The sequence below is a fragment of the Methylosinus sp. shoA genome, assembly GCF_059718125.1.
Genome location: NZ_AP046091.1, coordinates 4,563,313 through 4,589,482 on the forward strand (window position 1 = coordinate 4,563,313; position 26,170 = coordinate 4,589,482).

A 26,170-nucleotide genomic window follows, 5' to 3' on the forward strand; every position below is an offset into this window, starting at 1 on the left:
CAAGCTCGACGCGGCCGAGCTGCGGCTTCCGCGGCATCGACTCGGCGATGAATGAGAAATTAAGGCGGCTTCGCCATCCGGCGAGCCCGCGGGAGGAGACGCCCGCGCCTCATGCGTCTTCCGCCCGATCGCTTCACCGAGGCTATGGCGGTCGCCTCGCCCGTCATTGCGAGCGAAGCGAAGCAATCCAGGACCGCAGGGCGGCGGCTCTGGATTGCTGCTTCGTCGCTGCGCTCCTCGCAATGACGAAGGGAAATCGCCTCAGCTCGCCTGGGCGAATTTCTCGGCCTGCTCGAGATCGACCGAGACGATCTGTGATATGCCGCGCTCGGCCTGCGTCACGCCGAACAGGCGATCCATGCGCGCCATGGTGATCGGGTTGTGCGTGATGGCGATGAAGCGCGTGTCGGTCTTCTTGCGCATATCGTCCAGGAGATCGCAGAAGCGCTCGACATTGTAGTCGTCCAGCGGCGCGTCGACCTCGTCGAGCACGCAGATGGGCGAGGGGTTGGTGAGGAACACGGCGAAGATCAGCGACATTGCCGTCAGCGCCTGCTCGCCGCCCGAGAGCAGCGTCATCGTCTGCGGCTTCTTGCCCGGCGGACGCGCGAGAATATCGAGCCCCGCCTCCAGCGGATCGTCGCTCTCGACCAATTGCAATTCCGCCGTGCCGCCGTCGAACAGAAGCGTGAACAGCTCCTTGAAATGCGCATTCACGCGATCGAAGGCGGCGAGGAGGCGTTCGCGGCCCTCCTTGTTGAGGCTGGCGATGGCGCCGCGCAGCTTCTTGATCGCCTCGGCCAGATCCTCGCGCTCGGCCATCATCTTGTCGCGCTGCGCCTCGATCTCGGCGAGTTCGTCCTCGGCGCGCAGGTTCACGGCGCCGAGCCGCTCGCGATCGGCCTTCAGCCCTTCGAGCCGTTTCTCCACCTCCGGGATCGACGGCAGCGACGAATCGGGCGCGACGCCCGCGAGCCCGGCGAGCGCCTGCGGCTCGCTCTCCAGCTCCATGGCGATCATGTGCTCGACATCGGCGGCGCGGCGGCGCGCGGCCTCGAGCTCCGCCTCGCTGCGCGCCTTGGCTTCGCGCGCGGCGCTCATCGCGTCGAGCGCGGCGCGGGCGGCGCGGTCGGCGTCGGCGAGCGCGGTCTCGCCGGCGACGCGGGCGTCGGTCGCGGCGGCGCGCATGGCCTCGGCCTCGGCGACGCCGGAGAGCAGCGAGCGGCGCTGCAGCACGAAAGTCTCGGGCGCGTCGGCGAGCCGCTCCTGCTCCGCCCGCGCATCCTCGAGCCGCTGCTCCAATTCGGCGATGCGGTCGCCCAAACGGTCGCGCCGCTCCATCCAGGAGGCGCTCTCGCGCATGATCGCCGCCTTGCGCGAGGCGCGCGTCTCGGCCTGATGCCGCAACGCCGTGAGCGCGGCGCGCGCCTCGCCGGCTTGCGCGCGCTCGGCGGCGGCGCGGGCGCGCGCATGCTCCACGGCGCCGGCGAGCGAAGCGGGCTCGTCCAGATCGTCGAGGGCGCGCGCGGCCGTCTCGCGCTTCTGCGCGGCCTCGTCGCGATTGGCGAGGATCTGCGCCTTGGCCTCCTGCAGCGCCGAGAGGCGCTGGGCGATCTGCCCGAGGCGCCGCTCGGCCGCGACATGGCGCTCGCGCGCCTCCTCGACGACGACGCGGGCGCGGCGCTGCGCCTCGCGCGCCTCGCTCTCCTCCAGCGCCGCGGCGCGCACCTGCTCCTGCGCCGCCTCGCCTTCGTCCGCGAGCGCGTCGGCGGCGGCCCTGGCGGCGGCGGCCTCCTTGCGCAGGTCGGCGAGGCGGTTCTTCTCGGCGAGGCGGCGGGCGGCCGGCGTTGGCGCCTCGGCGGCCTGGGTGAAGCCGTCCCAGCGCCAGAGATCGCCCTCCTTGGAGACGAGCCGCTGGCCGGGCTTCAGCAGCGCGCGCAGCGAGGCCCCCTCCCCGCGCAGCACGACGCCGATCTGCGCGAGGCGCCGCGCCAGCGCCGGCGGCGCGCGCACACGCTCGGCGAGCGGGCGCACGCCCGGCGGGAGGGGCGGATCGCCGGCGCCGGCGGTGAGCGCCCAATGGGCCGGGGCGGAAGTCTCGATCGAAGCCTCGAGATCCTCGCCGAGCGCGGCGCCGAGCGCGGTCTCATAGCCCTTCTCGACCTCGACGCTCTCGACCACCGGCGCCCAGAGATCGCCGCCGCCGCCCTCGAGGAGTTTTTCGAGCGTGCGCGCCTCGGTCTCCAGCCGGCCGGCGCGCTTTTCCGCCTCGGCGAGCGGCGCGCGCGACGCGCCTTCGGCCTCGCGGGCCTCGGCGGTCGCCTCCTCGGCCCTGCGCGCCGCCTCGTCGGCCTCATGCGCCGTGTCCATGGCGATCTGCAGCGCCTCGGAAAGGCGCTCGACCTCCTCGATCACGCCGCCCTGCCCGGCGATGAGCGCGAATTCGGTCTCGACGCGCGTCAGCTCCGCCTCGAAGCGCGCGACGCGCTGCGTCTCGTCGCGGAGCGAGGCCTCGAGCGCGGCGCGCTTGGCGTTGACGCCGGCGAGCGACTGCTGGGCGTCGGTCAGTTCGCGCTCCGTGCGGGCCAGCGCCTCCTCGAGCTCGGCGAGGCGCGCGCGCGCTTCTTCCTCGCGCATGGCGCCGATCTCGTCCTGCTCGGCGAGCTCGCCGCGCTCGTCTTCGAGCTGCTGCGCCACTTCGGCGGCGTCGTCGATCAGCGAGCGCTCGCGCTCCAGATCGCGGGCGAATTGATCTGCGTGCCGGGTCAGCTCGGCGATGCGCTCTTTCGCGCGCTTCTCCTCGCCGTCCAGCGCGTCGCGCGCGACGATCAGCCGGTGCAGCGCGGCGCCGGCCTCGGCCTCCTTGTCGCGGAGCTTCGGCAGCTCATGGGCGGCGATCGCTTGGCGCCGCGCGGCCTCGGCCTGCTGCAGCGTGCGCTCGGCGACGAGCTTCGCATCCTCCTCCAGCCGGCGCTCGGCGCCCGCCAGCTGCTCGCTGGCCCGGCGATGCGCGATATAGGCGATCAGCGCCTCGTTCTGGCGGATTTGCGCGGCCACCGCGCGATAGCGCTGCGCCTGCCGGGCCTGGCGGCGCAGGCTGTCGGTCTGGCCGTCGACCTGTTTCAGCACATCCTCGAGACGAGTCAGATTTTCGGACGCCGCGGTGAGACGCAGCTCCGCCTCGTGGCGGCGCGAATGGAGGCCGGCGACGCCGGCGGCCTCTTCGAGGATGCGGCGGCGGGCCTGCGGCTTGGCGGAGATGATCTCGCCGATCTGTCCCTGGCGCACCAGCGCCGGCGAGCGGGCGCCGGTGGAGGCGTCGGCGAACAGCAATTGCACGTCCTTGGCGCGCACCTCGCGGCCGTTGACGCGATAGGTCGAGCCCGCCTCGCGCTCGATGCGGCGGGCGACCTCGAGCGACTCGCTGTCGTTGAAGGCGGCGGGGGCGGCGCGGTCGGAATTATCGAGCAGCAGCGAGACTTCGGCGACATTGCGCGCGGCCCGCGAGCCGCCGCCGGAGAAGATGACGTCGTCCATCCCCGAGCCGCGCATGTTCTTGTAGGAGCTCTCGCCCATGACCCAGCGCAGGGCCTCGACGAGATTGGATTTGCCGCAGCCGTTCGGCCCGACGACGCCGGTGAGGCCGGGCTCGATGAGAAAGTCCGTCGATTCGCAGAAGCTCTTGAAGCCGAGGAGTCGCAGCCGCTGGAATTTCATGAGCCGAGAGCGCCACAAAATAACGGGGAATGCAACAAAAGAGCCGCGATATGTTGTGGAGGCGGGGGGCGCCGGGGAAACCAGCCGCGATGGGGCGCACCCCTTCTCCCGCTCGTGGGGGAAGGTGGCCCGGCGAAGCCGGGTCGGATGAGGGCGGCTGCGGTTCGTGGAACCGGAGGAAGGCTTCAAGATTCTTGTGGCGGATCGTTCCCTCATCCGACCTCACTTCGCGAGGCCACCTTCTCCCGCGAAGCGGGAGAAGGGAGCGCCTTTCCTTGCGAGAGTCGCGCTACTCCAGCGGCTCCACCGCCACGATCTCTATGCCGAAACCGGAAAGCCCGACATAGGTGCGCGGCTTGGGCTTGGAGGTGCGCAGCCGGATCGAGCCGACGCCGAGATCCTTCAAAATCTGCGCGCCGAGGCCGACGTCCAGCCAATGCGCCGTGCGCGCCTCTTCCGAATTGCTCTTGTCGGCGCCGGCGGGATTGACCGGCACGCCGGCCGCGCCGTCGCGCAGATAGACCAGCACGCCGCGGCCTTCCGCGGCGAAGCGCTCCAGCGTGCGGCGGATGGCGTCGGCGCCGCCGAACACATCGGCGATGATGTCGGCGCGATGCAGCCGCGCCGGCACGCCCTTGCCGTCGCCGATCTGGCCGACGACGAAGGCGAAATGCTGCACGGCGTCGAAGGCGCTGACATAGGCGTGGCAGGTCGCCTCTCCCGCGAAAGTCTTGACCGGAAAGGTCGCGACGCGCTCCACCAGTTTTTCGCGCGCCTGGCGGTAGGCGATGAGATCGGCGACCGACACGAGCTTCAGTCCGTGGGCCTGCGCGAAATCGACGATCTGCCTGCCGGCCATGACGGTGCCGTCGTCGTTGGCGAGCTCGCAGATGACGCCGACCGGAGCTAAGCCGGCGAGGCGGCAGAGATCGACCGCGGCCTCGGTATGGCCGGAGCGCATCAGCACGCCGCCCTCCTTGGCGATGAGCGGGAACACATGGCCCGGCCTGACGAAATCATGCGGACCCATATTGCCGTTGGCGAGCGCCCGCACGGTGTTGCAGCGCTGCTCGGCGGAAATGCCGGTGGTGAGTCCGTGGCGCGCGTCGACGGAGACGGTGAAGGCCGTGCCGAGCGGCGCGTCATTGGCGGCGACCATGGGCGCGAGATGCAGCCGCCGCGCCTCCTCGAGCGTCAAGGGCGCGCAGACGATGCCGCAGCAATGGCGGATGACGAAGGCCATTTTCTCGGGCGTGCAGAGCGAGGCGGCGACGATGAGGTCGCCCTCGTTCTCGCGGTCGTCGTCATCGGTGACGACGACGATCTCGCCGCGCCCGATCGCCTCTATGGCCTCGGTGACGGAATGGGACAAGGGCGGCTCCGATAAATGTGGGCGGGGCTCCGGCGCTCCGGCCGGTGGAGATTTACTCCGGCGGCCGGTGGGATTCAAACAAAGGCTCCCTTGCGTTTCGATCCGAAGGCGCCGCCGATCCTCTGCGACGCGGTCACGCGCGCCACGATCTGCATTCGTGCCAGAAATTTTCTTCAATAACAAAGAGAAACTGCTCGGCTTGATTTACGTGAGAGAACAGAAGACACTCTAGCATCAGCTTCGGGATCGAACGATTCCTCGGAGGACCTCGGATGCATGGACGGCTTCTGCTCGATGTTCCGATGCTGGCTCTCGTCGCCGGGCCTGTTCTGGCCGCAGATCTTCCGCGCCCTCCGATGTGGAGCGGCTTCTACGCAGGCCTGAATGCGGGATATGGCTGGGGAGCGAGCAGCGGCGTCGCGACCGGCGCCCTTCCGCTCGTCGACAATCTGGCGAGCGATCCCTTCTGGGGGACGCCCTTCGGCTTTACCGCCGCGGCGAACTCCGGCGGCGAGAAGGTCGATCAGTCGGGCTTCGTCCGCGGCGGACTGGTCGGCTACAATTATCGGCTCGGTCCCGCCTTTGTCGGCGGGCTCGAGGCCGACTTCCAGGGCGCAGGGATTCGCGGCGAAGGCGGCTACGCCGGATTTGCGCAATTCGGACCCGATCTTTCCGACGCCGTCGACACGGCCTACGGCTCCGGCGCCGTCACCGCCGCCCTCGACTGGATCGGCACATTTCGCGGCCGCCTCGGCTATCTCGCGACGCCGACCGTGCTCCTCTATGCGACCGGCGGCCTCGCCTATGGCGGGGTCCGGGCGGGCGCGACGCATCATCTCGGCTTTTCCGACGACACGCCGACGATTTATCCGACCTTCGGCGGCCGCGGCGGCTACTCGGGCGCCAGGGTCGGCTGGACGGCGGGCGGCGGCGCGGAATGGGCGTTCGCGCCGGACTGGAGCATCCGGGCGGAAGCGCTCTATTACGATCTCGGCTCGGCGCGCGTCGCGTCGAGCCCCGTGGCCGCCCTGGACCCGGACGGTCTCAATCTGAGCGCCGGCGCGCCCGGCGCATTGCTCTTCGCCGGCGGTCCGGCGACGCGCGTGAAATTCGACGGCGTCATCGCGCGCGCCGGCGTCTCCTATCATTTCGATTCCGACGCGGCGGCGGCGCCCGCCGCCGCGCAGGATCCGCCGCCCCCGACATGGAGCGGTTTCTATATCGGCTCGAGCGCCGGATATGGATGGAGCGCGACGAGCCGCGCCGCGACGAGCGCGCTCCCCCTCGTCGACAATCTCGCGGGCGACCCCTTCTGGGGGACGCCCATCGGCTTCACCGCCGCGGCGAACTCCGGCGCCGCCGCCGTCGATCGCTCCGGCTTCGTCGGCGGCGGGCAGATCGGCTATAACCATCAGTGGAGTCCGTCCTTCGTCGTCGGCGCGGAGGCGGACATCATGGGCGCCGCGATCCACGGCTCCGGCGGATATGTCGGAGCCGCGCCGTTCGGCCCCGACCTCTCGGGCCTGACGGACACGGCCTATGGCGCCGGGATCGTCACGGCCGAGGTCGATTGGATCGGGACGATCCGCGGCCGGCTCGGCTTTCTCGCGACGCCTTCCGTGCTCGTCTATGGGACGGGCGGCCTCGCCTTCGGCGAGGTTCGGGCGAAGGTCGCGCATTCGCTCCACTTCACGGACTCCGCCCCGACGATTTTCCCGACCCTCTCCGGACAGGGCCGCTATGCGGGCGTCGAGGTCGGCTGGACGGCCGGCGGCGGCGTGGAATGGGCCTTTGCGCCGGATTGGAGCGTCAAGGCGGAGGCGCTCTACTACGACCTCGGCTCTGTGCGCGTCGGCTCGAGCCCGGTAGGCGCGCTGGACCCGGACGGCCTCAATCTCGGCGCCGGCGCCGCCGGCGCATTGCTCTTCGCCAATGGCCCGGCGACGCGCGTGAGATTCGACGGCGTCATCGCGCGCGCCGGCGTCAATCATCACTTCGATTGGGGCGCGCTGCTCGCGATGGACGGGCTGTGACCTGCCTGCGCCGCACAATCTCGACCGGATGGGAAAAGGCGAGACAAAGGGGAGCTCCGATGGAGTCTATTCGGCGGATTCTTTTCTCTCTGCTCTCGGCCGCGTCGCTCTCGGCGGCGTCGATCCACGCAGCCGAGGCCGTTCCGGCCGCCTGCCCGTCGCCGCCGCCGACGAAAACCATTCGCATCGTCAACAACACGAATACGGTTCTCAACCTGTTCATCCAGGCCCCGATCTACGAGAACGCGGGTGAGACCGACGCCGATTTGTGGATGCAGGCGCAGTGCAAGATCGACGATTGGCGAAACATCCGGACGCCGGCCAATCCGCTCTGGAATTCGAACAGAAAATTCACAACGACGAAGCTCTACAGAGCCTATATCGAAGTCCAGAACAAAAGCAAAGGAATCCCGCCGAAGCCGAGTGGAAGACGAGACCCCTATTACGTCGATATCGTCGTTCCCTTCTACACCCAGCTGGAGAGGATCGCGCCGGGCCGGTTGGGCCTGGACCCGGATCAGTATATCGACTGGTGGAACGCCAACCGCATCTATATTTTCGATTCGCCGGCCGGCTATAATTCCGCGAAATGGACCAATAATATGGATACTCCCAAGCCACGGCCGGGAGGAGGGCTTCCCCAGCCCGGCGTGAAGCCGATCGGCGGCGCTGTTTCGCCGAAATGCAAATCCTCGGACAAGGCGCCCTGCGTCGTCGTCCTGAAGGAATCGGCGATCAACGTCCCGGACGGAGTCCCGTTCCAGCTGCAGGAATACACGATGGGTTCGGCGGAGGGGCCGCCGATCAATAATAAGCTCGACGCGCCCACGCGCACGAAGATGGAGAACAAGTGGGTCAACTACAATGTCTCCTCGCTCGACTCCGTGTTCCTCTCGGTCGCGATGGGCCCGCTCGGCCGAAGAGACACGGAATTCGTCGGGTCGGCGATGTCGGTTCCGGATCTGAGGAAGAAGCTCGACGCCTTCTCGAAGAACGGCGCCGGCTGGCCGTTCTATGTTCCCGCTTATTTCGACAGTCGGACGCACGACCGATTTCCGTCGGCCGTGTCGCGCGCCTGCTCGGTCGGCGCTCCTTTTCCGAGCGATTACGCCTTCGCCCCCTACAAGCTGCCCAAGATCGCCGGCACGTTCAACCTGCTGACGGAATCCTATCAGGGCGCGCAAGGCGCGGACGGCGCGAATCCTCCCATCCCGCCGATCCTGAGCTCCAATCCGGGGAATTGGAAAACCGTCTATGCCGACAACAGCTGCATTCCGCCGACGGTGCCGCCCTTCGTCGATCCGCCCGCATTGGGAAGCGCGGGCAAACAGGTCGTGGATTTGTGGAGCCTCTGCCTGAAGCCGAATCCGCTGGACAAGAGCGTCACCTGCACACGCATCCGAACGCTGCGGGACATGTTCCTTGCGAGCTATACGGCGAATTGCAAGGGCAAGGGCGAGGTTCCGTTGTGGCAATTGGCGAGGGCGGTCTATGGCTGGGTCCCGATCACCTACGCCGGCTGCAAGGGAACGGATCTCTTGCGCCGGCCGAATTTCGCGACGCGTCAAAGAGAATATTGCGAGCTGCAATATAATTATCTCGATCCGGCGGTAAAATCGAACCCGAAATATTTGTTCAATCCCTACACGGCCTTGATCCACAAGCCTGCGAGCGCCGGCGGGCTCGAGTCGAGCGCCTATGCGTTCTCCATAGACGACGCCTTGTCGTTCAAGCATGTGGAGTCGACGGGCGTGATCATCGCGGTCGGAGGCGCGGGCGGCCTGGTCAACAAGACGGGTCAGAAGATTCCGACGACCGTGGCGGAGGCCCTCGCTCATTGCCGGCAGGACCATTAGCGCCCGCGTATCCTCCGAGCGTGAACGGGGCGCCAGAGGATGCCGCGGCAATGGCGGATGACGAAGGCCATTTTCTCGGGCGTGCAGAGCGAGGCGGCGACGATGAGGTCGCCCTCGTTCTCGCGGTCGTCGCATTGGCGCCGGCGACGATCTCGCCGCGCCCGATCCCCTCTATGGCCTCGGTGACGGAATGGGACGAGGGCGGCTCCGATGTGGCGGGAGCGGGGCGGCGCGCCGGGGGCCGGATGGGCGAGGTTTACTCCGGGGGCATAGCGGCCGGAACAGACCTTGCCGCGCCTCGTCGCCGTCGCTACACGGCTCCTTCGCAGCCTCCTCGGCATGAGAAAACCTTCATTCGATCACCCTTGAGTTCCAGCCTGCAGGGCGTTATGGATACGCGCCTGCTCGCCGGCCGTGTTTGTCGATGAGCGGTGTCGGCCGGGCGCCGTGCGGCCGTACCGGCAAGCGGGCCGAGGGATGTCGGCAGCAGCGAACCGATGCGTCGACGGATGATGGGACCGAGATGATGTTGCGCAGTCGGGTCGCAGCGGGCGCGCTCGCGATTCGGCGAGGATCCGACGCCGTTCGGCTATGCGCGCTGCTCGGGTCGCTCGCAACATTTCGGCAGAGGCCGCCGCGATGCAAACAGTCCTCGTGATCGGCAACAGCCACACGCAAATGATCTCGGTGGCATTGCAGGAGGAATTGGTCGATACCGGCGACAAGCGATTCAACGTGCTCTGGCTGAAGACCAGAGAGGAGGGATTGGTCGAAGCGCGGGAACAGATCGATGAGCTCGGAGAGGATGACGTCCTGGTCATCGCCCACCTCGGCGCCCTGCACAATCGACTGACTATGTTCGAGCATGGCACGCCCTGGCGCCTGATCGATCTTCACACGGGTGAGTCGTCGCCCGAGAGCGGCGCCCTCGTGCCGGCGGCGCTCCTTCGCCACGATTTCACCTCCAAGATCGAGAATGATCCGTGGGTCAAGCGGATCGCCGCTGTGGCGAAGTGCCCAGTCCTTCACTTGGCGCCGCCGCCGCCGAAGCGAATTCGCAACAGGACCACAAAGACGATCGAACGTCCCGGACGCGAAACGGTGACTCGCACATTCGCCGATCCCCGCCTTCGCTTGGCCGCTTGGCGGCTGGAAACAGAGGTGACCAACGCCTATCTTGCCGGGCTGGACGTCCAACCGCTCGAGGTTCCCACCGAAGCCGTTCATGAGGACGGATTTCTGCGCGACGAATATTCGGCTCAGGACCTGACTCATGCGAACGCCGCCTATGGCGCGCTCATTCTGCGACAGATTCTGGATACGGCGAATTGCTCCTCGGCGCCGAACGGGGAGGCCCGGCAATGACGTCTCTGCAGGGCCAACCTTCGGACGCCGCCGGACACGGCCGCGGAACCCGGGTTTGGATCGTCGGCGACAGCCATGTCGGGGCCATCGCGGACGCATTCAAATCGGAGGGTTTTCGGAAAGACGAGTTCGAGTTTATTATCGGTCGACTAAAAAAGAAGAAAAATAACGTTGTCAACGGAGATATCGACTTCGATCAATTCGTGTCGGACGTGAATCTCATCCCGGATAGTGATGTCATCGTTTCAGTGATAGGCGGCAATCATCATCACACCTTGGCGCTTCCGCAGCACCCTATCCCCTTTCGCCTGTCCGGCCCCGAAGGCGATGCCGATTTGCGGCCCGAGCGTATCCTCGTTCCGAGAGCCTTGGCCCGAGACGCACTTCAGGACCTCCAGGAGAATGAAATCAGTCGAATTCGTCGCCTCCGTACCGCGGCGAGCAGGCGAAAGATTCTCCATGTTCTGTCCCCGCCCCCACGAAGGAACGAGGAAGACATAACACGTACGAGAACAACGGGCGAGCTCATAAAGCGCATGCGCGATAATGGCATCAGTCCAGCAGAACTTCGCATGGCGGCATATCGGCTGCAATGCGATATTCTCGTGCAGCAATTCGACGACGTAAAATTCGTTTATCCGCCTTTTCAGGCGCTCGATCGAGATGGATTCATCAAACGCGAATATCAGGCCGACGACGCTACCCATGCCAACACAGCCTATGGCGTCCTCATTTTGGGCCAGATCATGACGGCGTTGACGGCCGATTGAGCATAGGCCGAGCGCAGCGACTCGATAAAGAGCGAGGATTTCCACCTTCCCCGAGTTCCGGGCCGCCTTGTTCGCGGCTCGGCGACCTGAGATTTCGTCCCTCGTATTTATGGCGAGTTCCGACGTCGGTCTATGTCTTCGGGCGCATGAGGAGGCGGGCAGATATTATCCAACTGCTGCAAGAGCAATTCGCCGTAGAGCGGATTGGCGTGCGTCGCATCATTGGCGTAAAATTCGGGTTTCAGGAAGCCTTCCTCCGTCTGGACGCCTGGCGGCGGGGGCAGAAGCGGAATTTTTTCTTCGTCGCAAATAGCCTGGAAGACGCTGGTCTGCAGCCGCCAGATCTTCAGGCGAATATCAGCCGGCGTGATACCTTTCTCAGACAGGCCTTGCTGGGCAAAGACCGCCTCGAAACGCCTTCGGATATGATGTTCGTCGGCCTTCGGCGGCGGCGGGGTAAGGTTGCAGACTCGACAATGAGCAACCGCATTGCAGAGTTGCTTCCATCTCCTGTAATCACTGCCATGCATGTAGTGCTCGAACATATCCAGAACAACCCGATAAGGCAATACGATATGGCCGGGACGAACGCCGGTCGTCGTGCCCGGCTCAAAGAAATCAAACGCTTCAGGATGTTGGACGAGACCGAGAAGCTGGTGCTGATTGCCGCCTACCGCCAAAGCCAGCAGATCGTTCTCGTCCAAGGCGGCGACGATCTCCGTTGCGGTTTCGAGAGGAATATCGCCAATCGTCCCATTTCCCTTCGGCCTGACGATACGCAGAATAGAGATTCTGTCCTGCTCCGCCGCCGAGCGCTCGAGCCGAGCGAGCTTGAGGGCGTCGATGTGGCTATCGCCAAAGATCACGATCTTGTTTGCCAAATTTGCCCCCAACGCCCGTAAGCCTTGTTCCGAACTGTGCAGCCTTCGGCGCCGTGAGCCTTCCTGCTACAAGAAGACCGCGACCGGCGCAAAGCGTTTCGGCCGCCTGGACCGGCAACGGCGCGCTCGACGCAAGCCTGTTTCTGTCTTATGTCGAACCCGTTCTCGCGCCGACGCTCCGTGAGGGAGAATATCCCTCGTGTTGGACAATTTGTGCACGCATGGGACGGCGGGCGCGGGACAAGCTATCGAATCGAGGGACGCCGCCATCCTTCCCCTTATTCGCCGGACTGCGATTCGATCGAGAATCGGTCTCGAAGATCAAGTCCATTCTGGACCGCATCTCGGCGCGGAGCGCCGATGCGTTCCGGGCGGCCGTCCGCGAAGCGCTCCGGTGCTTCACGTCGAGCGTGCACGAGCATGCGTCTACAACGCGGCTCTTACGGATTTCTGCTCGAAACGTCGAGCAGACATGAGGAGTGCGGTCATGACCCGGTCCGATAATCCCTATCGCCATCTGCCGCCCAAAGCCTTCTGGCGGCGCGCAGTCGCGGGCCTGCCCATGGCCGAGGTCGATCCCGTCGGCCGCTTCGACCTGAAGATCACACCCGACATGCGCGTCGCGACGGCCGGAAGCTGCTTCGCGCAGCACATCGCCCGGCATCTCGCAGAGACGGGGTTCAACTATTACATCGCCGAGCCGGGCCATCCGATCATTCCCGAGGCGCTTCGCCGCAAGCATAATTATGGCGTGTTCTCCGCGCGATACGGAAATATCTATACCGCCCGGCAGCTCGTGCAGCTGTTCGACCGGGCCTATGGCCGGTTTCAGCCGGCGGAAGCCCCCTGGATCGACGACGACGGCTCGGTCCGCGACCCGTTCCGCCCCGCCATTCAGCCCGGCAACTTCATCTCCGTCACGGAGATGGAGGCGGACCGTCGGCAGCATCTCGCGGCCGTTCGGACGATGCTCGAAACGCTCGACATGTTCGTCTTCACCATGGGACTGACAGAATGCTGGATGTCCCGCGAGGACGGCGCGGTCTTTCCCGTGTGTCCGGGCGTCGAGGGGGGCGCTTTCGATCCCGATCGCTTCGTCTTCCACAATCAGACGCTGGACGAGGTGGTCGGCGACATGGAAGCCGCCCTGGCGCATCTGAAGGCGGTCAATCCTTCCGCCGGCGTCATATTGACCGTCTCGCCCGTGCCGCTGGCCGCCACCGCCGTTCCCGACGCCCATGTGCTGTCCGCGACCACCTATTCCAAATCCGTCCTTCGGGTGGCCGCTCAAACGCTGACCGACCGCCACGCGCATGTGCATTACTTCCCGTCATTCGAGGTGATCACCGGCGCATACAGCCGCGGGGCCTATTATGCCGATGATCTCCGCAACGTCGTGGAGGACGGCGTCGGTCATGTGATGCGCTTGTTCCTGCATCATGCGACGGACCACCGAGCGGACGAGCCGAGCCACCGTCGCCGAGCCTTCGAAGAGGAGAAGGCGAATGAAGCGTTTCTCCGCGACAACGCGGAGTTTGTCGCCGTCGAGTGCGAAGAAGCGTTCCTGAATGCGTTCGCGAACGACGCCAAGGAGCGGGACGCGACCGACCAACGCCAGGAAGGGCGCGCGCCGAACGCCGGTGAGAAAGACCTGCGCCCGACCGCGGCCCGACGATTCCCGGTTGCCGAGGCGCCGGAAGACGCGGTCAGGCGCATCAGCTTCGGCGGCGAGGCGCCGGGCTTCGCATTCGCGGGCGCGGACACGAAATTCACCGATTCGTCGGGTTTCGGCTGGATCGAGGGGGATGCGCGCCGCGACGTGATCCGAACGAATGAGGTGGAGCAATATCGAAAGAGTTTCGTCCTGGGCAGGCGGCGCTCCGTGTTCCGGCTCCGTGTCGGCGAGGGAAGGCGCGCGCTGCTCCTTCAGTTCGGCGACGCCAAGGGTATTCCGCGAGCGGTTCGGGTTTCCGTCTCCGGAGGGGGAGAAAGCTCTCTCGTGAAGACGGTGAGCAAGAAAATCGCGTCCGTGAAGCTGGCGGCCCAAGCCGACGACGGCTTCATCGATATCCTGCTCGAAGAGCAGCGAGACGAAGGGGACGGCTGGGCCGTCGTCTCGCTGGAAGTATTGGAGCACCCTGATCAGATTATCGAACCTTCGCCCGAACAGGAGCGCCAGAGCAACGACCTGTGGGCTCTGCCCGCGGAAACTCGGAACGGCCCACGGGCCCTACTCGAAAAGTGGCGCGCGCAAAAGGCCCATCTCGATCCTCCGAAGGCGACAGGCCTGGGCGCGCGTGACTATCTGCGCCCGATATCGGGATGTGTGGACTTCTTCCGCACTTGCCAGGACGAGAGAGGCGCGATCATCGATCCATATCTGAAGGTCGAGGTTCAATACGCGACGCCGTGCTACGCTTATTCCTCCGCCCTCCTGGCGGCGCATGACGGTCGAACCGATCTGATCGAATCGAGTTTCGAGACGTATTCCTTTGCGGCGGCCGCCCTCGGAAATCGGACCGCCGCCGACGGACACGAGGACTTCTACCCCTCTCCCCTGGCGCATGCGCACGCATTGCTGGCCAATTGCGTCGCGCCGGACAGACTCGCATTCGCCTCGGAGCCGCTTCGCCGGTTCGATCCTCATCGCGTCTATCGGAAGCCGCCCGGAGGCCGCAAACGTTCCGGCGCCAATTGGAATTGCAAGGCCCTCGCCGGCCATTGGCTCCTCATCGAGCAAGGCCTGCAGCAGGACAATGGATATGTCGCGGAATCCCTCCTTCGTCAGGGACGCTGGTTCGACAACGAGAATGGACTCTATGCGGAGGGCCCGGCGACATATGACGCGTTTCCGCGAGCCTGGCTCGCGGATATGCTGGCGCATGGTTATGACGGCCCTCATCGAGATCTCTTACGCGAGGCGCTGGAACGCGGCGCGATTTCTTCGCTCTTCATGCAATCGCCGACGGGCGAACTGGCGACAGGCGGGAGAAGCAGCCACCACCAATGGGCCGACGCCCTGCAATGCGTGATCTTCGAATGGGCGGCGTCGCAGGCTGTCGCGAACGGCGACGTCTCGCTCGCCGCGACCTTCAAACGCGCAGCCCGTCGCGTGATCCGAGCGCTGCAGCCGTGGCGCCGTCCGAGCGGCGAATTCTGGATCGTCAAGAATCGCATGGATCCGGAACTTCGACACGGCTACGAACCATACTCGCACCACTCTCAATATAATCTGCTCGCGGCCGCCGCCCTCGGTTTCGCATTCGAATTGGCGCAGCGAACCGAATGGCTGCATGAGGAATGGACTCCCGCAGAAGCCGGGCGCTTCGTTTTCTTCGCAGGGCAAGGCATGGATCGCGTTTTTGCGACGGCGGATGGAACTCAGGTCGAAGCCGCGCTCGCTCCCGTCCCCGGTCAAACTCCGAGGGGACTCATTCGCATTCATATGAACGGCCTTCCGCCTCAGCTGCCGATGACCGACGGCGTTCCCGGCGCTCCGATGTTTCATTTGAAAGATCCGCAACCGGCCGCTATAGCCCTCGGTCTCGCATGGGAGCCGGGCGCCTCCGTCGAAGCGAGCGACAAAGGCATTGTCGACAGTGTCGCGGCGCTGCCGATCTCATCGGCGCAGACCACGATCAGACGCTACGCCAATACGGTCGACGGCGTGTTTCTCGGGCTTCGTTACAGGATTCTCGTCGCCGACGCGCCGCGCTTCGTCGACGAGAGCGTGGAAATCGAGGGAGGAGCCGTTACGGTCACGTGGAATTGGGACCCGGAATGGAAAAAGGGCGTTACTTTACGCTTCCCGATATTCGCGGGCGACGGCGCGACGTCGAGCGAAATAAGGACAGTCGAAAACGGGGCGACTTTGTCGATCGAATGGCGTGGCGCGCAATGCCGCATTTCCCGAGTCGGCCCCGGCGAGCCAATTCGGGTCGGGCCGGAACTTTGGCCATTCCGCTGCGGATGGTTTAGAATTGCCGAACTGCCGGCTGCAGGGTCGGCAGTGACGCTGCATATTTCCGGAAACGTCGATCAGGGCGTCGTCACCGCATGAAAATCCGTATTCTCATGATGCAAAAAGACGAAGTGCTGCTGCTACGCCCGTGGATCGCGTATCACGCCACGCTCGTGGGCCGGAGCAATCTCACGATCTTCGACAATGGATCGACGGCGCCGGACGTGTTGGATGCGTTGAATGAAGCGGAGGCATCGGGAATAGAAGTCATTCGTGAGCATAGCACGGTCGAGGATTTCAGGGAGAAAGGCACGCTGATCGGCAACCGGATCAAGGCGTATGATCGGCATGAACCGGCGGATTTTTATTTTCCGCTCGATTGTGACGAGTTTCTTGTTTCACAGACGACAGAAGGAGCGGTTCGGTTCGACCGGGACGGTCTTCAAGAAGCCCTGCGACCGCATCTCGCTGCTCCAGAGGTGCTGAAAATTGGCTTCGGATACGACAACGATCCGCGCACGGTAGGCCATTTCTTCTCCAAAGGGAGAGGAAAGTGCTTTTTTGCTCAGGGGACGTGCGACTTTCTGGATCTCGGTTTCCACCGCGCTCTCACCGTAAATGGTACGGATCATGCATATGTAAAGGTCGGCTATCTTCATATGCACAATAAGCCGCTGAGCTTCCTCAAGGAGGATGCTCGCAAGAAAATGAAGGGAAGAGTGGCGGACTTTCGGCGCGAAACCCTCCTCTCCCATCAGGAGGCTCGCGGCCAAGGATTCCATCTGATTGTCGAATTGCTCTTCGAGAGCGAAGAGGAATATTTCCTTCATGTCGCCAATAAATATATCCGTGCGAAGCAAGTAGAGATTCCAGCGCTCGCGGAAACGCTGAACCGGCTCGGATTCGCCGCACCTTACTGATCCAGATCGCGCATGGTTCGGAGGACGGAGCGTGGCCGGCCTATGCCGCAGCGCGCCGGCGTTCTATAGCGAATATCGTGCGGCGCGAGTCGGGAACTCGTCGGGCGGCACATTCCATTCGAGGATACAAGCCCCTCCGGTCTCGTCGTCAAAACGAAGCAGAGCCATGTGGCCGGTTCCGATCTTGCCGACACAAGGCTTTCCCTCGATCGAGGCGGCGAGCAATTTGAATATTCCATTGCTGGAAATCACCAGGGCGGGGAATTGCCGTCCCTGGCGCACGCTCTCCAGGATGCTGGAAATCCGCTCCAAATAGGTCTCGCGAGAGAGCGGCCATGCGGCGCTCTTCGGCCACGCGCCTTCATTCTCCCACGCTTCGAGCTCTTCGGCTCCCCCGCACGCCTGAATTTCGTTCGAACTCCTGTCCTCCCAGAGACCATAATCGATCTCCCGCAAACGCTCGTCGATGTCGATCGGCGAGGCGCCGAGCCCAGCCGTCGCATGCACGATCTCCGCCGTTTCCGACGTGCGTTTCAGCGGTCCTGCGAGCGTTTTGATCGGGAGCAGGCCGGCTTCTCGCAACGCGCGGCCGATCTGTGCTGCTTGCTCGCGTCCTCTCGCGACCAGCGGCAGATCCGTACGGGCCCCGACCCAGACCGCCGGACGACCAGCTTCGAAAGTATTCCCATGCCGGGCCAGAATCAGATACGCCAATTCTCAACTTCCGCGTACGAGTTCGCCTTCGCGAGCGATTATTTGCTCGACTATCGACACGTCTCCGGGAGAATCGATAGATCCGTGACTGCGGCCACGGTAGTCGACCACCGCAATCTTGACAACCATGCCATGCTCGAGCGCCCGCAATTGCTCGAGCCCTTCGGTTTTCTCCAGCGGAGTGGACGGCAAACGCACATAACGCTCGAGCCCCTTCCGTCGAAAAGCGTAGAGTCCGATATGGCGGTGAATGGCGGCATGTCCGGCAGTGCGGACAAAAGGGATCACACTCTTGGAAAAGTAGAGAGCGCGCTGCCGGAGATCGAAAACGACCAAGGTCCCACTCGCCGGCTCCGTCTCCTTTTGCGCCTGGAAGCGTCGCAGTTCGTCTCCCTGCAGCTCCACGGCAGGGGTGACGATTTCGGCCTCCGCATCCAGTTCGATCTCCCGGATCATCGCGTCGAGCACCCACGGCGGCGTCAACAACGCGTCTCCCTGAAAATTCACGATGATCTCGGGGTCGATACCCGCCGCCCGAACCGCTTCCGCCGTTCGCTCGGTGCCATTGGCGCAGCTCTCCGAGGTCAGAACGACCTTTGCGCCGAAAGCCGTCGCGAAATCGACGATGCGCTCATCGTCGGTCGCGATCACGACAGTCGCTTCGTGTTCGATGGATTTGGCGATCAGCCAGACGCGTTCGAGCATCGACACTCCGAGCACCGGCTGCAGCGGCTTCCCGGGGAAGCGCGACGACCCGTATCGCGCTGGAATGACGATTGCCGTCTGCGTCATCAAATGGCCTCGCGAGCTGACGACGACGTCTCTAGCAAGACGGAGTTCCTGAAACAAGAGTGGAGGGGCGGCCTGTCGAGGGCAGAGGATGCGCCTTGTTCGAGGCCGAGAGGGATGTCGCGGCAGGTTCGAACGGTCGAAAACGCCCCGTCCCTATCGCCGCGACGAGAACGGGCGTCTCGGACATCGATTCCCGGCCTGATGAATCGCGACAATTCCCTCGTGGAAACTCGAGTTCACGCTCGAAGGCGTCCGTTGCCACCTGGGGATATCCATGATATTCACCACAAACTTGACGGGCGAGTGTCGGCAAAAGGCGAGTGTGCATCGAATGATCGACGTCATTGTTCCAGTATATAACCAAGCGCATGTATTGAGATTATGCCTGTCGAGTCTCCTGAGAACGAAAGATGATACTGTCGATAAAATTATTTGTGTTCTCGATGGATGTGACGACCACACAGTGGCGCTGGCGAGAGACATGCTGTCGCCCTTCGACCGGGCGGTGATCGTAGAGTTCGAAAAGAACCTCGGGTTCCTGCAGGCCTGCAACGCCGGTTTCGCGCTGAGCGCGGCCGAGATAGCAGTCCTGGTCAATAGCGATACCTGCGCTACTCCCGGCTGGACTTCCGCAATCGAGGCGTGCTTCGCTTCCGACGACCGGATCGGCGTCGCCAGCCCGCTCTCGAACTTCTGCCCCCACCATAGCGTGCCGATGCCTCCCGGCATGAGCTATCTCGAGGTCGCCGACGTCATCCGCTCGACGGTCACGCCACATTATCCGAATATTACGACCTGTGAGGGCTTTTTCCTTGCCGTGCGCGGCGCCTGCCGGCGGGAAATCGGCGTTTTCGACGTGATTTTCGATCGCGGCTATTGTGAAGAGTCGGATCTCTGCATGCGCGCCAACCACTATGGCTGGAGGACGGTCCTCGTCGATAATCTCTATATCTTCCATTTCGGGCGTCAGACGTTCGGCGCAGACAAGCGGGACGAGTATTACAATCGCAACAAGCGCGTGTTCTTCGACAGATGGAATCCGACCTTCGCGGAGCGTCATAATGTCCCCGATGGGACAGGCGGCGTCGAGCGTCTACGCGCGTCCTTGGATAAGGCTCGGCCACTCGATCTGCCTTCGGTCAAATGGGTGTAGAATGACTTGCATGCCCCAGCCTCCGACCGATGGCGAGCCGCTGCGAATACTGGCGGTCCTACCGACCCTCAATCTTTATGGCGGCGTCCTCTCTGTCGTCAATATGCTGGACGAATTCATGGAGAGAGGGCACAATGTCAAGCTTTGTACTTTGAGCAAGTTCGCCTCCACAAAACTCATCCTGCGTTACGAGCCGATCTATGTCGCCGAGCTCGACGGCCGCTTTCTCGGCGACGCGCCGATCGACATTGTGATCGCGACCGCCTGGAACACGGTCGATCTGGCGCTGCGCATCTGCGATGACACGGGCGCCGTCCCCGTCTATTTCGTGCAGGATATCGAGTCCGATTTTTTTCCTGCCGCCGACGAGCGGAGCGCCGCCGCATTGCAGAGCTACGCGAGGATCGACATCAAAATCGTCAAGACCGATTATCTTCGCGGCCGTCTACGCCGGATCGGGCACGACGCCCATGTCATCGTTCCAGGGGTGAACCTCAACATCTTCTACCCGCGACTCCGGACCGCGGAGCCGTCGCTGCGCGTCCTGGCCATGGCTCGGCCGAACGCGCCCAATGGTCAGCGCGGTTTCGACATTCTTCTCGAAGCCTTCCGCCGCGCGGCGGAAGTCGCGCCGGACTTGCAATTCGGATTTTTCGGCGAAGACGACCTCGCCGGCGCGAATATCGACTTCTCTTTCGTGAACTTCGGGCGGCTTTCTTCGTCCAAGCTCGCGGAGGTCTATTCCTGGGCCGACGTCTATGTGGACGCCTCGCGCTTCCATGGATTCGGACGCACGGGCGTCGAGGCGATGGCGTGCGGCGCCGTCGCCGTGCTTTCGGATTCGGGCGGAATCCGCGATTATGCTCGCGACGACGAAAATGCGCTGATTGTCCCGGTCGGCGACGCGGGAGCCATCGTCGACGCCTTGTTACGCCTTCGCGCCGACCCGATGTCGAGGGAGCGTCTGGCGTCGAACGGTCGCAAGACTATCGAAACTTTCGACGATCGCATCGCCGCCGCGCAATTTCTGAGCATCTGCCGCGAAGCCTTGCAGAGCGCGATCGCCCTCTGATCGGGGCTATCCCCTCCCCTCTCCGAGAAGCAGGTTTTGTGAGATGAGCAGTGACAGGCGTCAAGTTCGAGGCTCGCTGAATGACGCTGGGCGGGACGAGAGCATCGAAAGCGCTTGGCGGATCGTCGCTGCGCAAGACGCGACATTCCAACATGTGATTTCGAGGAGCGGACCACAGGGGATCACGCTCGGCTATTTGGAGTTGTGGCGGCCGCCCCGCGATGAAGCCGACTACGATCCCATCTTCGAGACGACGGTCGAACGGACGACGCGCGCGACAAAAAGCAATGTCGTTTCGTTGCGCCTTCGCGCCTCCCGCCCGAATGTGAAAGCGCGACTCGTCGCCGTCTACGAAAGCGACGCCGGCGGCGCGCCGCCACTGTCGGCGACCGTCGATTTCACGCTGGATCGCGACTGGCGGACACAGGAGCTTTCCGTCGCGGAGCTTTTCAAACAGCGCCAAAATGGCGCAACGGCTCGGGTCCGCCTCTCGGTCGAAGTGTGCGGCTCGACTCCGGGCACATTGATCGAACTGGGAAACCCGCATCCGGACGACCGCGTCTCGACGAAGGCCGCCCGGACGACGCAAGTCGAGCCGGCGCCGTCCCCGACTCCGCGCTCACGGAACGACAGCAGCTATCTCTCGGCCAATTTTCTGCGCACGCCCATACTCGCGCGCTCCCCGCAGGGCGTCTTCGGATGGGGGCCGAATTGGCGGTTGCAAGCGGGTCGTGGAGGCTCGCTGGCGACCGAAATCGCACAGATCGACGTCCCCTCCGACATTGATCCGCGCGCGATACAACCACTGCCCGCGTCACGGATAGACTTTCGGGAAAACGAACATTACGCGCGTCTGCGCTATCCGCTGGATCCCCGAGAGTTCCTGAAGTCGCCCGATGTCGCCCTTCATCTGTGGGCGCGATGCGTCAGCGGCGCGGTCAAGCTCGAGAGCTACCTGTTCTTCGCGCTCGACCCGACCGGGGAAGTCGCCGTCAAAATCGGCGTCGCGCTGAATCTCAACGCGCGTTGGACGACGATCGATCGAAACTGCGACCTGGACGAGGATGTGCGCGCAAAGGCCGCCACGGCCAAGAATTGTTTTTTCATTCTGCAATTCACCGGTGTGGGGACCGTGGACCTCTATGCGCCATGGCTCGGGTCCGTGCCGCAATCGGCCCCAGGCTTGCCGCCGGCCTGGAGCCCACACAAGGCGTTCCTCTACGACCAGTTCATCGACACAGCGGAGCCTGTCCTGCCTTCGGCCGACGTCCCACGTTGCGCGGTCGTCGTCCAATGCAGGTCGGGTCGGACGACCGAAGCCGCTGCCGAGCAGGTTGCTCACCTTCTTCGCGGCCGGCGCCACACGATCGCCCGCACGCTCGTTCTCGTGGAATCGGTCGACTTCGAGACGCCGCTGTTCCGCCGAAACTTGAATGCGCGACTGTCGCGAGCGGTCGCCGAACGGATCGACGTCGAAACTGTCGCCGCCTTCGACTCGCCCGAGGCGACCGCGGCGATAAAAGGTCTCGCAGCCGCGCTCGCGCCGGACACATTCGTTCTCTTCATAGAGATCGGCGACCGATTGCGTGAAGACTTCGCTGCGGCGCTCGCGCAATGCGGCGCGGATATCGTCGTCTTCGATCACGATCATCTCGATCCCTCGGGGCGCCGCGAACGTCCCGTCTTGAAGCCGGGACTGTCGTCGCATTTGCTGCTCGAATGCGATTTCGTCGCAGGCGCGGCGGCGTTCCGCGCACGCATTGTCGCCGCGATGCGCCAGCCGCCATTCGTCGGGACGCCGATGCGCCGCGAAGTGCTGCGCGCCCTCTGGGGGTCGAACGCGGCGACCATCGAAAAGATCGACGCCATCCTTCTCCATCGGGCGTGGCCAATGCCCACGGATCCCGTGTCGGACGCCGACTTTGCGCGCGAAATGCTCGCGGAGGCGGGTCGGCGCGCCGTGGTGCTCGATCGCGGCAACCGCATCTCGGTGCGCTGCCGACTGGAGCATGAACCGCTGGTCTCGCTCGTCATCCTGTTCCGGGACAAGGTGGACTTTCTCACCGACCTCGTGGCGTCGATCTTCGCCGTGAGCACTTACCGCAACTATGAGCTCATTCTGGTCGACAACCGGTCGAAGGAGCCGGAGACCCACGCCTATCTCGAGACTCTGAAACATGATCCCCGCATTCACATCGTGCGGTTCGACGAGGCGTTCAATTATTCGCGCATGAACAATCTCGGGGCGTCCGCCGCTTCCGGCGATTTCCTGATCTTCATGAACAACGACATGCGCGTGGTCACGCCCGACTGGATCGAAACCATGATCGGTTACGCGGGGCTCCCCGACAGCGGCTTCGTCGGCGCGAAACTCCACTACGCCAACGGTCGGATCCAGCATGGAGGCGTCGTCGTCGGGCTCAAAGGCCTTGCCGGCCATGCGCTCGAAGGCTGTCACGACATCGCCGCCCCGGCTCTGCTCTCCATGCACTCTCGCGAGGTTTCGGCAGTGACGGGAGCGGCCATGTGCATCGAGCGGCGCAAGCTCGAGAGCATCGGGCGCTTCGACGAACGATTCATCGTCACCGGCAATGATGTGGAGATTGCGCTGCGCGCCATCACGAAAGGGTATCGCAACATATTTCTCGGCGATATTCAAATGTTCCACTACGAAAAGACGACGCGCTCCGCCATCCCGGTCAAGGGCTACGACATCGCGCTCTCGCTCGAGACCTACGAACCGCACCTCACGCAGGGCGATCCTTGCTGGAACAAGCTGGCGAGCCTCGTGCAGAGCGACGGGCCGCCGCGCCGCTTCGGCGAGCCGACCGGCAGCGCTCGCAGGGCGGAGGCCCGGGCGACCCGTACGGCCGCGATCGTCGGCCGCAAGACCGGCTCCGACGCGGCCTTCATCGCTCGCAACAATCTTCGGCGAGCCACTATCGATAAGGTCATAGCCGCCAATGGCGCCTATGCGGCGCGAGCCGACAGGAGCGTGCGATCGATCGCCTGGCTGCTCCCGATGGTCGATCACATCTATCGTGGCGGGGTCTTCACGGCTTTTCGATTCGCCGCCGCCGCATTTCGCAACCTCGGAGCCGCGCCACACATCGTGCTGTGCTCCGAGCACGCTCCCGATTGCGAGAGCGTGCGCGACCAGCTCGGCAATGCGTTTCCCGATGTTCCATTCGTCGTCCATTCCTTCAACCCGGAACTCGACAACATCTCCCTCTTGCCCCCGACGGACGCCGCGGTGGCGACATTGTGGACGACGGCCTACATCCTCGCGGAATATCCGTGCGGCGGTCGCTTCTATCTCATTCAGGATTACGAGCCGCTCTTCCTCGCAGAGCACGCCGGCTATGGACTGATCGAGACGACCTATCAAATGGGACTGTTTCCGATCTGCAACTCGCCGGGCGTCGGCGACGCGATTCGCAATTATGCGAACGCGCCGACGCTCGTTTTCAACCCGGCCGTGGACCGGACCATCTTCAGTCCCCGCGAGACCGAAGCGCCGAGCGGGTCGCCGGTCCAGATCGTCTTCTATGGACGTCCCTCCAACCGCCGCAATATCTTCAGCATGGGCGTCCAGGCGCTGTTGGAGGTCAAGCAGCGCTTCCAGGACTCCGTCAATATCGTCAGCGTGGGCGCCGAATTCGACCCGCAGCAATATGGCGCGGAAGGACAGATCGCCAACGCCGGGCTGCTGCCCTCGCTGGAGAGCACGGCGGCGCTCTATCGCGCGAGCGATATCGGCGTCGTGTTCATGCAATCCAAACATCCCTCTTACCAGCCGCTCGAATATATGGCGAGTGGTTGCGTCACCGTGACCAACCGAAACCATGCGAACGGCTGGCTGTTGCGCGATCGCGAAAATTGCCTTCTCACCCCGATCACGCTCGACGCCATCGCCGAAACGATCTGCGAAGCCGTCGCCGATGCGGAGCTCCGAAAACACATCTCCCGAAACGGCATTGAAACGGTGTCGGGCTTCGAATGGAAACCGGTGGAGGATCGGGTCGCGCGTTTCCTGGCCGATCCGACGGACGGCGGTCCGTTTGCATATGAGATTTGAACGGCGGCGGCGGCAGTCTCTCCCAACGCCCGGAACGGAGCCGACGCCCGGGCAATGTCGCCGCGCGGCGCCGTGACCCATGCCTACGGAAATCCGGTCGACGCCGCTTTCGAATATCCACGGCACAAATTGTCGAACTGCCAAAGCGCCTGACTTGGCGTCGGCTGATTCACGAGGCAATAGCCCATCGTGGGCGACGCTTGGTCGTCCACGATGGTGGTGTTTTTGATTGTGACATTCGTAGGAGAATACATGTCGCCGCGGCTGCGCTGAATAAATATTCCTGTTATCCTATGTCCGACCCAGTGATTGTTGTAACCGATGTTTGTGATGGTCGCGCCGTCTACGGTCGCATCGACCAAGGAAGGGGGACCAAATCCTCCGACACGCGGCGTACCATACGAAAATAATGCTATGCCTGCGTATCCGCAATTGGTGGCGATCACTTTCGAATATGTCAGATTGTGGGCTGATCCCGCTTTGAAACAGAATGCGTCGATATCATGCGCATTGACATTTTCGACAGATGCATTGGTGGTCAAATGGGCTCCAGAGAAATCCAATCCTTCTCCGACCTGCGCAATTTCGCCGCCCGCTACCGTCAACGTCGCCGTCCCGCTGCTGTCGAAGCCGTCGGTCATATTATTGCGCTGCCCGGCGCGAGGGTGACCGATAGAATAGACAATAGATTGGGGAGATAGATTGGTAATTATCGGGTCGACCACCTGCACGTTGGACGAAACAATCGACCAAATCCCGACCATGACCTCACCGCTTGGTTCATAGAGCGGGTTTGGATCGAGCTGCGCCCATCGCATGTCATGGACATGAGGGCGAACCAATTTGACATTCGAGGAAGACAAAAATTTTATCCCGGTCCCGACGCCGTCGCCATGGACATCGACATCGGTGAGCGTGGCCTTGGTCACGCCGTGAATGTATATTGCCTGTGTTCGAAGTTGAGCGCGGTAGAGGTCCTCGCGAGCGCGCTGTGCAAAGTAAGGATCCGAACCACGATCGACGACAATACGTGTGAGCTCGACATTCGATTTATTTCGAGCGAGAAGAATGTCATTCTCGACATCGTTGGCCGGGATAGCCCCGACGATCGTCGCATCACGGAACTCGACATTACTTTGAAGTAAAATGACCGAGCCGACCCTATAGGTCTTTCCCTGTCCGTCGACCACGCCGCAACCGCCTGCGAGCGCCGCATTGAGAGCCGCGGCGTCGTCGGCTATTCCGTCGCCTATTGCATGAAAAGCTTGCGGCGTTACGATGCAGGAATCCGACGCGCCTGTTGGTTGCGCCAGCGCGGCGAACGGAAAGCAAATCATAGCGATAAAAAACAAGCGGCGCATCTTCACGCTCCTCGCATGCCCCGAAGCGGCGTCCCTGCGGCGGGCGCATAACTCCAGCTCGGAACGTCGTTCAACGGCCGGTTGCTGCGCAGCCATACACAACGGCGCTTTCGCCGGTCTCACGG

15 protein-coding genes and 1 pseudogene are annotated in these 26,170 nt (G+C 63.6%); 9 read left to right on the top strand and 7 right to left on the bottom strand.

What is annotated here, in order from left to right:
* Positions 1-261 precede the first annotated feature (261 nt).
* Together AC6IW9_RS21460 and ribB are read right to left on the bottom strand one after the other, a co-directional pair.
* Positions 262-3,717 (bottom strand): chromosome segregation SMC family protein, encoded by a 3,456-nt coding sequence (locus AC6IW9_RS21460; protein ID WP_497767169.1) that lies wholly within the window; start codon positions 3,715-3,717, stop codon positions 262-264.
* 289 nt (positions 3,718-4,006) lie between these two features.
* Positions 4,007-5,089, bottom strand: coding sequence for a 3,4-dihydroxy-2-butanone-4-phosphate synthase (gene ribB, locus AC6IW9_RS21465; protein WP_497767172.1), 1,083 nt, complete (start codon positions 5,087-5,089; stop codon positions 4,007-4,009).
* A 272-nt stretch (positions 5,090-5,361) separates the two neighbouring features.
* Here ribB and AC6IW9_RS21470 point away from each other — a divergent pair, with 272 nt between their 5' ends.
* Together AC6IW9_RS21470 and AC6IW9_RS21475 are read left to right on the top strand one after the other, a co-directional pair.
* On the top strand, positions 5,362-7,122 hold the full coding sequence (locus tag AC6IW9_RS21470; protein WP_497767174.1) for an outer membrane protein: 1,761 nt from the start codon (positions 5,362-5,364) through the stop codon (positions 7,120-7,122).
* Positions 7,123-7,181: 59 nt separating this feature from the next.
* A complete protein-coding gene (locus AC6IW9_RS21475) occupies positions 7,182-8,978 on the top strand; it encodes a hypothetical protein (protein ID WP_497767176.1) in 1,797 nt (598 codons plus the stop codon).
* Between the two features lie 8 nt (positions 8,979-8,986).
* Here AC6IW9_RS21475 and AC6IW9_RS21480 read toward each other — a convergent pair.
* Positions 8,987-9,225 (bottom strand): annotated as a pseudogene (locus AC6IW9_RS21480) (3,4-dihydroxy-2-butanone-4-phosphate synthase); the annotation flags it as partial.
* A 392-nt stretch (positions 9,226-9,617) separates the two neighbouring features.
* On the opposite strand from AC6IW9_RS21480, the gene AC6IW9_RS21485 reads away from it, so the two are divergent.
* A complete protein-coding gene (locus tag AC6IW9_RS21485) occupies positions 9,618-10,343 on the top strand; it encodes a hypothetical protein (protein ID WP_497767178.1) in 726 nt (241 codons plus the stop codon).
* The gene (locus AC6IW9_RS21490) at positions 10,340-11,113 is read left to right on the top strand and encodes a hypothetical protein (RefSeq protein ID WP_497767181.1); all 774 of its coding nucleotides are present in this window, start codon (positions 10,340-10,342) and stop codon (positions 11,111-11,113) included. The genes AC6IW9_RS21485 and AC6IW9_RS21490 overlap by 4 nt, the downstream gene beginning before the upstream one ends.
* 107 nt (positions 11,114-11,220) lie before the next feature.
* On the opposite strand, the gene AC6IW9_RS21495 is transcribed toward AC6IW9_RS21490, so the two are convergent.
* Positions 11,221-11,994: a hypothetical protein gene (locus AC6IW9_RS21495; RefSeq protein WP_497767183.1), complete on the bottom strand. Its 774-nt coding sequence runs from the start codon at positions 11,992-11,994 to the stop codon at positions 11,221-11,223.
* A gap of 487 nt (positions 11,995-12,481) precedes the next feature.
* Between AC6IW9_RS21495 and AC6IW9_RS21500 the strand changes: the two genes are divergently transcribed.
* Complete coding sequence (locus tag AC6IW9_RS21500) at positions 12,482-16,054, top strand: GSCFA domain-containing protein (protein WP_497767185.1); 3,573 nt, start codon at positions 12,482-12,484, stop codon at positions 16,052-16,054.
* Entirely contained in the window at positions 16,051-16,875 is an 825-nt protein-coding gene (locus tag AC6IW9_RS21505; RefSeq protein ID WP_497767188.1) for a glycosyltransferase family protein, read from the top strand. The genes AC6IW9_RS21500 and AC6IW9_RS21505 overlap by 4 nt, the downstream gene beginning before the upstream one ends.
* 63 nt (positions 16,876-16,938) lie before the next feature.
* Here AC6IW9_RS21505 and AC6IW9_RS21510 read toward each other — a convergent pair whose 3' ends face one another.
* Both AC6IW9_RS21510 and AC6IW9_RS21515 read right to left on the bottom strand, forming a co-directional pair.
* A complete protein-coding gene (locus AC6IW9_RS21510) occupies positions 16,939-17,589 on the bottom strand; it encodes a histidine phosphatase family protein (RefSeq protein WP_497767192.1) in 651 nt (216 codons plus the stop codon).
* Between the two features lie 3 nt (positions 17,590-17,592).
* A complete protein-coding gene (locus AC6IW9_RS21515) occupies positions 17,593-18,381 on the bottom strand; it encodes a 3-deoxy-manno-octulosonate cytidylyltransferase (RefSeq protein WP_497767194.1) in 789 nt (262 codons plus the stop codon).
* 331 nt (positions 18,382-18,712) lie between these two features.
* Between AC6IW9_RS21515 and AC6IW9_RS21520 the strand changes: the two genes are divergently transcribed.
* From AC6IW9_RS21520 to AC6IW9_RS21530, 3 genes are all read left to right on the top strand, one after another.
* Positions 18,713-19,534: a glycosyltransferase family 2 protein gene (locus AC6IW9_RS21520; RefSeq protein WP_497767197.1), complete on the top strand. Its 822-nt coding sequence runs from the start codon at positions 18,713-18,715 to the stop codon at positions 19,532-19,534.
* The gene (locus AC6IW9_RS21525; protein WP_497767200.1) at positions 19,443-20,606 is read left to right on the top strand and encodes a glycosyltransferase family 4 protein; all 1,164 of its coding nucleotides are present in this window, start codon (positions 19,443-19,445) and stop codon (positions 20,604-20,606) included. Before AC6IW9_RS21520 ends, AC6IW9_RS21525 begins: the two co-directional genes overlap by 92 nt.
* A gap of 154 nt (positions 20,607-20,760) precedes the next feature.
* Positions 20,761-24,684, top strand: coding sequence for a rhamnosyltransferase WsaF family glycosyltransferase (locus AC6IW9_RS21530; RefSeq protein WP_497767204.1), 3,924 nt, complete (start codon positions 20,761-20,763; stop codon positions 24,682-24,684).
* An 83-nt stretch (positions 24,685-24,767) separates the two neighbouring features.
* On the opposite strand, the gene AC6IW9_RS21535 is transcribed toward AC6IW9_RS21530, so the two are convergent.
* Positions 24,768-26,045 (bottom strand): hypothetical protein, encoded by a 1,278-nt coding sequence (locus AC6IW9_RS21535; protein WP_497767207.1) that lies wholly within the window; start codon positions 26,043-26,045, stop codon positions 24,768-24,770.
* Between the last annotated feature and the right edge of the window lie 125 nt (positions 26,046-26,170).

Bases quoted from the DNA above. Each gene is read 5' to 3' on its own strand.
- AC6IW9_RS21460 (WP_497767169.1), bottom strand. From the start codon at position 3,717: ATGAAATTCCAGCGGCTGCGACTCCTCGGCTTCAAGAGCTTCTGCGAA.
- AC6IW9_RS21470 (WP_497767174.1), top strand. From the start codon at position 5,362: ATGCATGGACGGCTTCTGCTCGATGTTCCGATGCTGGCTCTCGTCGCC.
- AC6IW9_RS21475 (WP_497767176.1), top strand. From the start codon at position 7,182: ATGGAGTCTATTCGGCGGATTCTTTTCTCTCTGCTCTCGGCCGCGTCG.
- AC6IW9_RS21485 (WP_497767178.1), top strand. From the start codon at position 9,618: ATGCAAACAGTCCTCGTGATCGGCAACAGCCACACGCAAATGATCTCG.
- AC6IW9_RS21490 (WP_497767181.1), top strand. From the start codon at position 10,340: ATGACGTCTCTGCAGGGCCAACCTTCGGACGCCGCCGGACACGGCCGC.
- AC6IW9_RS21500 (WP_497767185.1), top strand. From the start codon at position 12,482: ATGACCCGGTCCGATAATCCCTATCGCCATCTGCCGCCCAAAGCCTTC.
- AC6IW9_RS21505 (WP_497767188.1), top strand. From the start codon at position 16,051: ATGAAAATCCGTATTCTCATGATGCAAAAAGACGAAGTGCTGCTGCTA.
- AC6IW9_RS21515 (WP_497767194.1), bottom strand. From the start codon at position 18,381: ATGACGCAGACGGCAATCGTCATTCCAGCGCGATACGGGTCGTCGCGC.
- AC6IW9_RS21520 (WP_497767197.1), top strand. From the start codon at position 18,713: ATGATCGACGTCATTGTTCCAGTATATAACCAAGCGCATGTATTGAGA.
- AC6IW9_RS21525 (WP_497767200.1), top strand. From the start codon at position 19,443: ATGTCCCCGATGGGACAGGCGGCGTCGAGCGTCTACGCGCGTCCTTGG.
- AC6IW9_RS21535 (WP_497767207.1), bottom strand. From the start codon at position 26,045: ATGCGCCGCTTGTTTTTTATCGCTATGATTTGCTTTCCGTTCGCCGCG.